The sequence below is a fragment of the Pseudarthrobacter sp. J1763 genome (genome assembly GCF_050490295.1).
GTDB lineage: Bacteria > Actinomycetota > Actinomycetes > Actinomycetales > Micrococcaceae > JBNPEO01.
On record NZ_JBNPEN010000009.1, the window covers coordinates 21,566 to 33,286 of the forward strand.

Annotated in this window: 8 protein-coding genes; 5 read left to right on the plus strand and 3 right to left on the minus strand. The window is 57.9% G+C overall.

Annotated features, from left to right (window positions below; all coding sequences use genetic code 11):
• Positions 1 to 54 precede the first annotated feature (54 nt).
• On the plus strand, positions 55 to 2,163 hold the full coding sequence (locus ACQQCD_RS10095; RefSeq protein WP_430268262.1) for a DNA gyrase/topoisomerase IV subunit B: 2,109 nt from the start codon (positions 55 to 57) through the stop codon (positions 2,161 to 2,163).
• Positions 2,164 to 2,173: 10 nt separating this feature from the next.
• Here ACQQCD_RS10095 and ACQQCD_RS10100 read toward each other — a convergent pair whose 3' ends face one another.
• Both ACQQCD_RS10100 and ACQQCD_RS10105 read right to left on the minus strand, forming a co-directional pair.
• Complete coding sequence (locus tag ACQQCD_RS10100) at positions 2,174 to 3,172, minus strand: M56 family metallopeptidase (protein WP_430268263.1); 999 nt, start codon at positions 3,170 to 3,172, stop codon at positions 2,174 to 2,176.
• A 6-nt stretch (positions 3,173 to 3,178) separates the two neighbouring features.
• Positions 3,179 to 3,559 carry a BlaI/MecI/CopY family transcriptional regulator gene (locus ACQQCD_RS10105; protein WP_430268264.1) on the minus strand — a complete coding sequence of 127 codons (381 nt, stop codon included), beginning with the start codon at positions 3,557 to 3,559 and terminating at the stop codon, positions 3,179 to 3,181.
• A 244-nt stretch (positions 3,560 to 3,803) separates the two neighbouring features.
• Here ACQQCD_RS10105 and ACQQCD_RS10110 point away from each other — a divergent pair, with 244 nt between their 5' ends.
• From ACQQCD_RS10110 to ACQQCD_RS10125, 4 genes are read left to right on the plus strand one after another with little or no spacing between them, the layout of a single operon-like run.
• A complete protein-coding gene (locus ACQQCD_RS10110) occupies positions 3,804 to 5,405 on the plus strand; it encodes a cytochrome ubiquinol oxidase subunit I (RefSeq protein WP_430268265.1) in 1,602 nt (533 codons plus the stop codon).
• A 9-nt stretch (positions 5,406 to 5,414) separates the two neighbouring features.
• Entirely contained in the window at positions 5,415 to 6,464 is a 1,050-nt protein-coding gene (gene cydB, locus ACQQCD_RS10115; RefSeq protein WP_430268266.1) for a cytochrome d ubiquinol oxidase subunit II, read from the plus strand.
• A 38-nt stretch (positions 6,465 to 6,502) separates the two neighbouring features.
• Positions 6,503 to 10,105: a thiol reductant ABC exporter subunit CydD gene (cydD, locus tag ACQQCD_RS10120; protein ID WP_430268267.1), complete on the plus strand. Its 3,603-nt coding sequence runs from the start codon at positions 6,503 to 6,505 to the stop codon at positions 10,103 to 10,105.
• 9 nt (positions 10,106 to 10,114) lie between these two features.
• Positions 10,115 to 11,161 (plus strand): GNAT family N-acetyltransferase, encoded by a 1,047-nt coding sequence (locus ACQQCD_RS10125; RefSeq protein ID WP_430268268.1) that lies wholly within the window; start codon positions 10,115 to 10,117, stop codon positions 11,159 to 11,161.
• Between the two features lie 38 nt (positions 11,162 to 11,199).
• On the opposite strand, the gene ACQQCD_RS10130 is transcribed toward ACQQCD_RS10125, so the two are convergent.
• Positions 11,200 to 11,718 carry a DinB family protein gene (locus tag ACQQCD_RS10130; RefSeq protein ID WP_430268269.1) on the minus strand — a complete coding sequence of 173 codons (519 nt, stop codon included), beginning with the start codon at positions 11,716 to 11,718 and terminating at the stop codon, positions 11,200 to 11,202.
• Between the last annotated feature and the right edge of the window lie 3 nt (positions 11,719 to 11,721).

Genomic DNA, 11,721 nt, shown 5'->3' on the forward strand with positions numbered 1-11,721 from the left:
GTGCCGTAGTGGACGCCAGCAATACAACCCATATGCATGTTGAGGAGCGCCCGCGTGGCACTTAATTCTGAATACAACGCCCGCCATCTTTCGGTGCTTGAAGGTCTTGAGGCCGTCCGCAAGCGCCCGGGTATGTATATCGGCTCAACAGACTCACGCGGTCTGATGCATTGCTTGTGGGAGATCATCGACAATGCTGTGGATGAGGCTCTCGCAGGGTATGGCCATGACATCAAGGTGATCTTGCACGCTGATAATTCGGTTGAGGTTCACGATGACGGCCGCGGCATCCCGGTGGATTTGGAACCGAAAACTGGACTGACCGGCGTCGAGGTTGTTTTCACCAAACTGCACGCCGGTGGAAAGTTCGGTGGTGGCTCTTACACCGCTTCGGGTGGTCTCCACGGTGTGGGTGCATCGGTGGTTAACGCTTTGTCTTCACGGCTAGATGTGCAGGTTGACCGTGGCTCCAAAACGTACCAAATGTCCTTCCGCCGTGGTGAGCCCGGACGTTTTGTGGACACTGGTAGCAAACCAAACCCGAACTCCGAATTTGTTCCGTTTGTTGATGGCTCCATTCTGGACGTTGTGGGCAAAGCAAAGCGCGGTATTACGGGAACCCGCATTCGCTATTGGGCTGACCGGCAGATTTTCACCCCGGACTCAAAGTTCTCCTATGAGGAACTTGCCGCACGAGCACGCCAGACTTCTTTTTTGGTCCCGGGCCTGAAGATCACCGTTCGCGACGAGCGCCGCCTACCCGGAACACCGGGCGAGATCGGTGCCCATGAAGAGGTCTTCCACCACGACGGCGGCATCTCAGAGTTCGTAGAATTCCTTGCCGCAGATTCCCCCGTGACAGATGTTTGGCGGCTGCAAGGCTCCGGCAAGTTTAAAGAAACGGTCCCCGTTCTGGACGAAAAGGGCCACAGTCAGCTCGCCGAAGTGGAACGTGACTGCGAGGTAGACATTTCTCTGCGCTGGGGTGTTGGTTATGACTCCACGGTGCGTAGTTTTGTTAACATCATTGCCACGCCCAAGGGCGGAACTCACCAAACTGGTTTTGAGCAGGCACTCCTGAAGACTTTCCGCAAAGCCGTTGAGTCCAATGCGCGGAAGCTCAAAGCAGGCAATGACAAGATTGAAAAAGACGATGTTTTTGCCGGTATGACCGCTGTGCTGACCGTTCGTCTGGCAGAACCGCAATTCGAGGGACAGACCAAGGAAATCTTGGGGACCTCCGCGGTGCGAGCCATCGTGGCGCGGGTCGTTGAAAAGGAAGTCACCGCAAAGCTGAACTCCGCTAACCGCGGAGACAAGGCACAGAGCGCGTTGTTGCTCGAGAAGATCGTCGCTGAAATGAAGTCGCGAATCTCGGCTCGTGTTCACAAAGAAACTCAACGCCGAAAAAACGCGCTTGAAACGTCCTCGTTGCCTTCCAAACTGGCAGATTGCCGCACCGACGACGTGAACCGCTCTGAACTTTTTATTGTTGAGGGTGACTCAGCTCTTGGTACGGCAAAGTTGGCGCGGTCCTCGGACTTCCAGGCCCTGTTGCCGATCCGCGGCAAGATTTTGAATGTGCAAAAAGCCTCGGTGGGGGACATGCTCTCCAATGCTGAATGTGCTGCACTCATCCAGGTAGTTGGTGCAGGTTCAGGCCGTAGCTTTGCCGCCGAGATGGCACGGTACGGCAAGGTCATTTTGATGACCGATGCCGATGTTGACGGTGCACACATTCGTACCCTTTTGTTGACACTATTCTTCCGCTACATGCGCCCGATGGTTGAGCAGGGGCGCGTATTCGCGGCAGTGCCTCCGCTGCATCGTGTAGAGGTGGTCAACGCCGGCCAAAAGGCGAACGAGATGATCTACACGTATTCGGAGAATGAGCTGCATGAATTGCTCGCAAAACTCTCCAAGCAGGGCAAGCGTTACAAAGAACCCATTCAGCGTTACAAGGGTCTGGGTGAAATGGATGCCCAGCAGCTCGCGGAGACAACCATGGATCCTCGGCACAGGACGCTGCGCCGAGTAACGATTGATAGTGCCGAGCGTGCTGAGAAGACGTTCGATCTTTTGATGGGCTCCGACGTGGCGCCCCGCAAGGACTTTATTGTGGCCGGAGCAGCGCATCTGGACAGAGACAAAATCGACGCATAGCCGTGGCGCTTTAGCCTACAAGTCCCGGCACCAAGATCAGCGCAGTGGGTGCTGCAAGTAGAAGGACCGCAGCGCAGATGACAGTGCGCCGGGCTAAAGCTGACAGCGGACCAAGAGGCTGAATCAACCGCTGAATCCTGGACAGCGTCACAGAGGCTTCTTCGCCGTTATTGGACCCGGCCACAAGCTGATTAAGCTCGGAAGGTGTTGGCAAACTGAGCGGCGGGCGCTTCCCATGGTCGGAGGGAGCAACGCGGGAAGATCCGCTCGAGACCATGGCGATCGCCCGCACCAAAACCGGTGGCTGTACACGTTTGAGGGCCGCATCGTCGGCGAGCATTTCGATCAGAACATTCACACTTTGCTGGGCCAAACGACTAGTCGGCAGCCAAGGGAGCGCGAATTTCCAAGCAGCGAAGGCCCACAACAAAAGATCGTGCCGTTGACTCAGATGCGTCTTTTCGTGTTCCAGAACGGCCTGGAGCTCGTTTTCGCTGAGCAATTCCAGCAGCCCATCTGACAGTACAGTTACGGAGCGGGCACCTCCTGGTAGGCAGTAGGCAACTGGTGCTGGGTGGTTAATGACCAGCGTTCGGGCCGTACTGGCACCGGGAGAGCTGAGGAGCGCGAGCAATTCGCGGTGCCGGCGGCGCCTGCTGACGATGCGAACGTAGGTCAGCAAAAGGGTAAACAGTAAGTGAGTTAGTAACAGCGCTGCCGCGGACAGTGCGAAGAGGTGCCAAATGCCGACGTCGTCTGCTGAACGGTTGTTGAGTGCAACGTTCGCTAGGGCGTGAAGCCCGGCCAAAAACGTTGGACCCAAGGGGTCTAAACCGTAGGCCAACATGGCCCCGATCATGGACAGGCCACCGGCGAGTGCTATTGCTTGCCACAGGACCATGGCTGCAAAAGGGGAGCGGGACGGCCACTTGGCATGGGAGAGCACGATAGGTACCGGCCATGCCAGTGCTATCGCGAGGACCGCAAGAATCCAAGAGGTCCAGAACAAGTGTGCCTAGGAGGCGCCAAGCATTTTGCGCAAGGCTGCGGCTTCAGTTTCGGAGACAGAGCCGATGAACCGTGCCAAAACAGCCTCACGGTCAGGTGCGGAGCCCAGTACTTCGTGCATGAGTTCTGCTGTGTGGTCTTCGCGGCTGGAAATTGCTTGGTAGCGATGTGGCCGGGTCCCGCGTTCGCGCTCAACGAGCCCCTTTTTCTCAAGCCTTGAGAGCACTGTCAATACAGTGGTGACGGCCAGATCTTTCCCGCTGGGCGCGCTGCCACTGCGGGAGTATTCCAAGGCGAGTTGATCCCGCAGCGTGTTGGCTGTTGCGGCTTCGGGTTCGGCCCACAACAAGTCCATAACGGCACGCTCTAGATCCCCCAAACTTGCCATGATTTACTGATCTTCTCCTTGGTGCAAAAGGTTGCTGGTGCGGTGCCGGGTCTCTCGGTGCCACTGAACCTGAAATAAAAGTGTTTCCGTGACTAATTTACCCGCTTTTGGAGACGCTTTCTACATGAGGTAGAAACGTGCCGGGGCCGCGTGGACTGAACCGTCACGGTTGTTCTACACTTTGTAGAAGACAGAGTTCTACGACTTGTAGAACTTGAGGGGTCATTGGAACGGATGAGGCGCAATGGATGCACTCGAAATTGCCCGTTGGCAATTCGGAATCACAACTGTCTATCACTTTATGATGGTGCCACTCACGATCGGTTTGGGTCTGGTGGTCGCGGTCATCCAGACCATGTGGCACCGGACCGGCAAGGTGGAATACCTTCGAATGACGAAGTTCTGGGGCAAGCTGTTCCTCATCAACTTCATCATGGGTGTTGCCACCGGAATCGTCCAAGAGTTCCAGTTTGGAATGGCATGGAGCGAATACAGCCGCTTTGTGGGTGACGTCTTCGGGGCACCTCTTGCCATGGAAGCGCTGCTCGCCTTTTTTGTTGAGTCGACCTTCTTGGGCCTCTGGATCTTCGGTTGGAAGCAACTAAAGCCTGCCATCCACTTGGCCTGCCTGTGGATAGCAGTGATCGGTTCTGCTATTTCCGCTTACTTCATCATCGTCGCCAATAGCTGGATGCAGCACCCGGTTGGCGTGGAAATGATCGACGGCCGGCCAGTGATGACTGACGCGTGGGCCGTCTTTACAAACAACACCGCGCTCGTGGCGGTTCCGCACACGCTCTTTGGTGCCCTCGCCGTTGCTGGCGGATTCTTGTTGGGTATCGCGTGGTATCACTTGTGGCGGCGTCGCAAGGACGGCATCGACACCGTTGGCCCTGATGGCAGTGTTATCCCAGGCTCCGCCAAGATTCCCGGCCGTGACGTCACCGATCACAAAGTTTGGATTCGCTCCCTCCGCATTGGCGCTGTGGTAGCCATGATCTCCTTCGCTGGCACAGCCGTTACCGGTGACCTCCAGGGAAAGCTGATGTTTGAACAGCAGCCCATGAAGATGGCAGCGGCTGAGGCTGCGTGCCACGACGGCACAGGTTTCTCGGTCCTCAGCATAGGCAACGTGGGCTCTAAAGACTGCTCAGACGTTGTGGCAGTGATTGAACTTCCAGGTCTCCTTTCCTTCCTCGCCAAGGGCGACTTCACTACCGAAATCAAGGGCGTGAACAGCCTCCAGCAGAGCTATAAGGAAACGTACGGCACGCAACTGCCCAACGACCCGAAATACGGTGACCGCGCCGGTCAGGAAATCCAATACGTTCCGGTGATGGAAGTGACCTACTGGGGCTTCCGCATGATGATCGGCTTCGGTGGTCTGGCTGCATTTGCAGCCGCTGTGGCACTGTGGATCACCCGCAAGGGCACCGTCCCTCAGAGCCGTTGGCTGATGCGCCTAGCTGTTTTGGGAATCTTTGCACCGTTCGGCGCCAACGCGGCCGGATGGATCTTTACGGAAATGGGCCGGCAGCCCTTTGTTGTGGCTCCTAACCCGGACATGAACGGCATCGACCAAGTCTTTATGTTCACAGCTGCAGCAGTTTCGCCTGGCGTCACGGCTGGCGAACTGCTCACCTCCCTGATTGTGCTGACTTTGGTCTACGCGCTGCTGATGGTCGTCGAGGTCAAACTGCTCAGGACCTACATTCGTGGTGGTGTGGCATCCGCCATGCCTGAACTCGCCCACGCGGACGAGGACGGAACGGGCCCCACCAGCGGTGATAAGCCCGGGGACGGCAGCAATAAGTCCGACGACGACGTTCTAGCGTTCGCTTACTAAGGGAAAAAGATGGAACTCCTGCCCACAATCTGGTTTATTGCTATCGCCGTCCTCTGGATCGGCTACCTCTTCCTCGAGGGCTTCGATCTCGGCGTCGGAATGTTGATGAAGATCTTTGCCCGTAACAACACCGAACGCCGAGTCTTGCTCAACACCATCGGCCCGGTCTGGGACGGCAACGAAGTATGGCTCCTCACAGCCGGTGGCGCTACGTTCGCCGCATTCCCGCTCTGGTACGCCTCGCTGTTCTCCGGGCTGTACTTGCCGCTTTTGGTGGTTCTGGTCGCGCTGATTTTCCGCGCGGTAGCGTTCGAGTACCGTGGCAAGATCAACACCGAGCAGTGGCGGAACCGGTGGGACTGGGCCATTGCGCTTGGCTCCACAGTTGCCGCATTTGGTGTTGGCGCAGCGTTGGCTCTCACCACAACGGGACTGCCGTTGAACGCCAACGGTGACAGAGTGGGCGGCCCTTTTGCATGGTTCAGTGGTTACGCGCTTCTGGGCGGATTGGCCGTGGTTGGTTTTGCACTAGTGCATGCACTGGCATTCCTGGCGCTCAAGACTGACGGTGAAATTCGCGTCAGGGCCCGTCGCTGGGTGGTCAGGATCTTGCCAATAGCTCTGGCTCCCATGGCACTATGGGCCATCTTGATCCAGATCCGAACCGGCAATCTCTTCTCCTGGGCGCTTGTGCTGGTGGCAGCAGCCGCTGCTATTGCCGCTTGGTTCCTGGCCCGTTCCGGATCTGAAGGACGGACGTTTATCGCCTTGGGATCCTTCCTGCTCGCAGGGGCTGCATCGATTTTCTCCGCCGTGTTCCCGGTGGTGTTGCCGTCCACGATTGACCCGGCGTTCAACCTGACCGTCACCAACGCGTCCTCAAGCGACTACACCTTGGGCCTGATGACAACCGTGGCGTGCATCGGACTACCCTTGGTGCTGGCCTACCAGGCTTGGACCTATTGGGTGTTCCGCCGTCGGATCAGTGCAGCTCATATCCCCGAAGGCCACTCGGTGGTACCCGCCGTTGCCGGGTTCTTCCTCAAAACCAAGCCATAAAGCCCAAGTCACCAAAAAACTAAGCGCTAGGACCTATGGTGCCCACCAGCTCCGAACAGCATTCACCAGCCACGTTCATCAAAAAGTTGAGCCAAAAAGGGGAGCCACGCTCGCGGGGACCCGTCTTCCCACGAAGCCCAGCGAGTACCCAAACGCTGTACCTTTTGGGAACGCTGGCAGCCCTCAAAGCACTGGGGCTGGTACTGGTGGCGCAAGCGATCAGTACAGGTATTGCCCAAGCGGTTGCTGGGAACTTTGACCTCAGTCACGTGGTGGTGGAAGGCGTCCTTGGTGCCTTCCTGCGTTCCCTCACCGCCTGGGGACAGCAAGTGGCATCGCGGCGCGGCGTAGTGGGAGTCAAAGAAGAACTACGCCCGGTAGTGCTGACTAAGGCTCTGGCTGGTGGAAACGGAGGGCGAGGGCTGGGTCACCTAGCGCTTCTGGCCACACGCAAGCTCGACGATCTGGACAACTACTACACGCAGTACCTGCCGTCTCTGGTTAATATTGCTGCGATTCCCTTGTTAGTGGGAGCGCGGATCCTCTTTGCGGACTGGGTCAGCGCTCTGATCATTGTGCTCACCTTGCCGCTGGTACCGGTGTTTATGGTGCTTATTGGCCGCTACACCCAGGACAAGGCTGAACAAGCACAACGCGCATTGGCAAGGCTATCCAGCCATGTCCTTGAGCTAGCTAAGGGACTTCCGGTGCTTTTGGGCTTGGGGCGAGCCAACGCCCAGCACAAAGCACTCGATGACATTTCGGCCCAATACCGGAAACGGACCATGGAAACGCTGAAGGTCGCGTTCCTTTCCGCGTTGGCCTTGGAACTCATCGCCACCATCTCTGTAGCTGTGGTGGCCGTATTTATTGGTGTCCGGTTGGTCCACGGCCAAATGAGCCTCGAAGTAGGATTGCTGGCACTCATTCTGGCACCAGAATGTTTTGCTCCGCTGCGGGAACTTGGCAGTGCCCATCACGCGAGCGACGACGGGCGCGTTGCCTTGGAAGAAATTCAGGACGTACACAAGGCTCCGCTACCGGCCCAGCTTGAAGCATCGTCAAAAAAACCTGCACCCAGGCCAGCCCCATCTTCGAAGTGCCAGCCACTGTCCATCCAAGATCTGACGGTCAGTTACGAGGGACGGACCAAAGCAGGAGTTGGTCCGCTGAGTTTTACAGCGCCAGCCGGGTCAATTACTGCCTTGGATGGGCCCAGCGGAAGCGGCAAGTCCAGCATTCTGGCAGCCCTTGCCGGCGTCTTGAGTGATGGTGCGTCAGTTGGTGGCACGGCGAGCGGAATCAGTGCCGGGGACGTTGCCTATGTTCCGCAACATCCCGTTTTCTTCCGCGACACCCCGGCGGAAGAGTTGGAGTTTTTTGTGACCACCCGCGGTATCAGCGCGGACGCCAGCAAGGCACTGATTAGGCAAGCCCTTGATGCCGCAGCTGCAGGTCACCTGAGCGAACGGCGAGTCTCAGAGCTCAGCCCGGGGGAGATGCGTCGTGTTGCGGTTGCGCGTGGGTTCGCTTTGGTGGCCGCGGGGGCTTCCGTTGTGCTCCTTGACGAACCCACCGCTCACTTGGATGGGATCTCAGCCCACACCATCCGGAAGTCCATCGTTGCGCTGCGTGGCCAGACCACTGTGTTGTTGGTTTCCCACGAACCGCTCACCAGGGCGCTCGCAGATGTTACAGTTCCGGTGCCGCTCTCGGTAGCAAACGACGACGGCGTTACTCACCAAGGTGACGCCCCGGCGTCGAACCTGGTATTGGACCCGGTGCTTAACTTGCCGTTGGACGCGGAACCGAAGGTAAACGCGGAGCTAGGCCGGATATCGGCTGCGGTCAACGCCAGTGGTGACACCAAAAAGGCTGCCAAAAATCTCACGTGGCGGTCCGTGAAATGGCATGGCGTGAGTGCAGCACTGCTGGGGATTGCGGCTGCAGCCTTTGCCGTAGCGCTCACTGCACTTTCAGGCTGGCTGATTGTCCGTGCGAGCGAGATGCCCCCGATCCTTTACCTGCTGGCAGCGATTGTTGGTGTGCGGTTCTTTGGTATTGGTAGAGCTGTCCTGAAGTACACCGAGCGGCTGGTACTTCACAACACAGTTTTTGCCGCCATCGGATTGCTCCGATCAGCGCTATGGCTTTCACTCTTGCGCCGAGCACCATCACTACGCCGACTCCTGGAAGGCGGCTCAGTACTCGAGTCAGTCATCGGCGACGTGGACGAACTGCGAGACCTGGCACCCCGTGTGTTGCTCCCGCCGCTCGCCGGGCTGGGAGTAGCCGTCTTGTCGATTGGTGTTACGGCATGGATTCTCACGGCGGGGTTGCCCGTGGTGATTGCTGTGGTTGTTGTAGGCATGGTGGGTGCCCCGCTGATTGCCCTAGCGGCGGACCGTTGGGCCACTACGGCCCATGTACGTCACCGAGCACTCCTTTTGCGGGACACCACCTCCTTTCTCGAAGCACGCGCGGACCTGGCCGGAAACGGGGCAGGAGCAGCAGCTCTTGCGGATGTTGAAGCACTAGCGAAGGCAGCCGCTTCGGCCCAACAACGTACGGCTTGGGCCGAAGGTGTGGGGCAAGCCATCGTGGTGCTTGGCGCCTGCCTCGGTGCTGTGTTTGTCCTCCCCGCCGCGGCAGAGGCAGTCCACACTGGGCAATCCCAAGCCGCCATGATTGCCGTGGTGGTCCTGACGCAGTTGGCGCTTATTGAACACTTTGTAGCCGCCATCTCTGCCGTTCAACTGGCTCCAGCACTCAAAGCCACCTTGAGAAAAGTGCGCTCGCAGATTGATGCCGTTGACTTTGCCATGAGTGATCAGGCGGTGAGCGATGCAGCTGCCAGCGGTTCAGCCTTGGATGATCGGTTGGTGGATAAGGCTTCGCAAAAATTTGGAGACCGCCAGTTTGGTCACTCGCAACCGCAGGTTCTGGCCGGGGTGGGTGTTCGGCTTGAAAGGCTCTCTGCCGGGTGGCCTCTGACCGCGGAGGGCTCAGCGCGAGCCTCCCATCAACACGCGCCGGCCGTTTTCTCCGGGGTCACTGCTCACGCGGAACCGGGTTCTTGGTTGTGCGTTTCTGGGCCCTCTGGTAGCGGTAAATCAACACTGCTAGCGGTACTGATGGGTTTCCTTCCACCACTATCTGGAAGCGTTAGCGTTTCCGGCAGGGTGGTTTGGTGCCCGCAAGAGGCGCACCTCTTTGACTCGACTCTGCGCGGGAACCTGTCCATTGCCCGACCCACGGATGCTGCGCCCTCAGACGCTGAAATGCTGATGGTTCTCGAGGAAGTAGGACTGAGCGACGTTTTGGCCACTATGAAGAACGGCCTCGACGCCCGGATCGGTCCTGGCGGAGCATTCCTTTCCGGTGGACAGCGGCAACGCCTAGCTGTAGCGAGGACATTGCTCAGTGGCGGAGAAGTGATCTTGCTGGATGAACCCACCGCTCACCTTGATCGCGAGGCCGCTACAGCACTGATCAAGGACCTCCGTCACGCCTTGCGGGCGAAAACTGTTGTTCTGGTCAGTCACCATCAGGACGACTTCGCGGCTGAGGACGTGGAACTTCGTTTAGAGAACGGCTTTCAATTTCAGGAGCCTCTTGCCGTTCAGGGACAGCACGCCTAGGTTCTTTATATGCCTGTTAGCGAAGTCCCAGTGCCCAACGGTGAGCTGTTCGGTCTAGATTTCCGCAGAATCGTTCGTGAAGACATCCCTGGCTGGGCTGCCTTGATTAAGCGGATTGCCGCAGCAGAAAAACCCACGTGGTTTGAGAAAGAAGCGGATTTAGAGCACGCGCTCGATTCAAAGAAGAATGACCTCAGCGTGGACAGTGTGATCGGAGTGGATACCTCAGGGATGCCCCGAGTTTTCGCCCGAGTTGCTCTGAACCCCGAGTCCACCACCGTCTACGGTATGGGTGGCGTTGACCCCGAGTATCAGGGACGGGGGATTGGCAGGGGCGTCCTTGAATGGCAACGGGCACGTGCAGCGGAACGCATCAACGTCCGTGGACGCACATCCTCAGATTCAGGCACACCAGAGAATCAGAGTCCTCGTTTACGTTTGTATTCGGAGACTGCCAATACCGCAGAGCAGCGTCTGTTCAGCCGTGCCGGTTGGAAAGTGGTTCGGTACTTCAACGAGATGAATCGGCCAATCTCCACACGAAATGACGCGGAGGAAAACTCCGCAGCTATCCCTAGGCTAGTTCTGGCCGAGGGGTATGAGATTCGTCCGTGGACCGCCGAGTACGACCACGAGATGCGGCATGTGCATAACGCCGCCTTTGCCGATCACTGGGGGAGCGAAGAACGCGACGAACAATCGTGGAAGTTTACGGTTGAGCATCCGCTGAACCGCCGTGATCTCAGCGCCGTAGTGGTGGAAAAGTCCAATGGGAAAGTTGTTGGATACCAGCTTGCTAGCTACGATCCTGACGTTCTTGAAGATTTTGGCCGGGAAGAGGGCTACACGGAGTTACTGGGCGTGGTTCGTGACCATCGAGGCCGTGGGCTCGCTAAGGCGCTATTGGTTGATGCGATGCAGCGTTTTGCGGCTGCTGGAATGACAACGGCCGCCCTCGACGTGGACTCAGAAAATCCTAGCGGAGCCTTGGCCATTTACACGTCCATGGGCTATTCGCCCGTCAAGCAAAGTATGGCCTGGGATCTAGAACTTTAAATCGCGCTGGCATCTCACAGCGCCGTGTCACAGGCCTTCTAGCCGTCGACGTCTTTAAGGTGATGGACGACGTCGTGCCCAAAGTATTGGGCGAGTGTCACCACGGTGAACGCGGAGCCATTGCTGCGCAGGCCTGTACGCTCAAATTGGTCCGGGCGCACAGCCTCAAAAGCATCGGCCGCTGAGCTGCCTGTAGCCCGCAATTGGTTGGCAACCCTCGCCGGATCCTCGTGTGCGTAGTCCTTTTCAATAGCTGTAGCGTCCTGATCCCAGTTGGCAAAGTGGGCATCGTCATCGTTGAGCATCAAGGACAGTCGTTGTTCAAAGAGTTCAAAAACGTCCCGAACGTGAGCCGCATACTCGAGAGGAGACCACGTTGACTCATTCGGCCGGACAGCGACCGTGGGGCGTTGCAAAACTGCTTCCCAGCGCGGAATCATGTCCCGAACAGTTGCGGCCAGGGACTGCGGTGTGAGGTCTTGGGCCACAAACCCGCACTCATCGCAGGGCTCATTCAGAACCCAAGTCCAGTCCTTGGTATCAGGTGTAATTCCCATTGC

Bases quoted from the DNA above. Each gene is read 5' to 3' on its own strand.
- ACQQCD_RS10130 (WP_430268269.1), bottom strand. From the start codon at position 11,718: ATGGGAATTACACCTGATACCAAGGACTGGACTTGGGTTCTGAATGAG.
- ACQQCD_RS10105 (WP_430268264.1), bottom strand. From the start codon at position 3,559: ATGGCAAGTTTGGGGGATCTAGAGCGTGCCGTTATGGACTTGTTGTGG.
- cydB (WP_430268266.1), top strand. From the start codon at position 5,415: ATGGAACTCCTGCCCACAATCTGGTTTATTGCTATCGCCGTCCTCTGG.
- ACQQCD_RS10125 (WP_430268268.1), top strand. From the start codon at position 10,115: ATGCCTGTTAGCGAAGTCCCAGTGCCCAACGGTGAGCTGTTCGGTCTA.
- ACQQCD_RS10110 (WP_430268265.1), top strand. From the start codon at position 3,804: ATGGATGCACTCGAAATTGCCCGTTGGCAATTCGGAATCACAACTGTC.